This window comes from Erwinia sp. MYb416 (assembly GCF_037479575.1).
GTDB classification, from domain to species: domain Bacteria; phylum Pseudomonadota; class Gammaproteobacteria; order Enterobacterales; family Enterobacteriaceae; genus Erwinia; species Erwinia rhapontici.
Window position 1 is genome coordinate 1 of sequence record NZ_JBBGYT010000293.1, and the last position, 395, is coordinate 395.

Sequence of the window (395 nt, forward strand, 5' to 3'; positions counted from 1 at the left end):
CTGGATGCTTTTGCACGGATGGATCTCACTGCCGCCATTGAAATCTATCGTGAAGACAAGAAGGTTGACCAGGAGTATGAGGGCATCGTGCGTCAGCTGATGACCTATATGATGGAAGATCCGCGCACTATCCCGAGTGTGCTGACGGCCTTGTTCTGCGCGCGTGCTATCGAGCGCATCGGTGATCGCTGCCAGAACATCTGCGAAATTATCTTCTACTTCGTGAAAGGCCAGGATTTCCGTCACGTGGGCGGTGACCAGCTGGATAAACTGCTGACCGGCGATGATACCGGCAGCAATAACCCGTCGTAATCTTTGCTCAGGCGTGCCAACCCTCCGGCATGCCTGACTTCCTTCCCCATCACTTTTTCGTCTGGATACCTTCGTCGCTCAAA

General features: G+C 53.7%; 1 protein-coding gene. It reads left to right on the forward strand.

Annotated features, from left to right (window positions below; all coding sequences use genetic code 11):
• A partial coding sequence (locus WH277_RS02645; RefSeq protein ID WP_339504253.1) for a PhoU domain-containing protein occupies positions 1-312 on the forward strand: 312 nt, incomplete at its 5' end.
• Positions 313-395 lie beyond the last annotated feature (83 nt).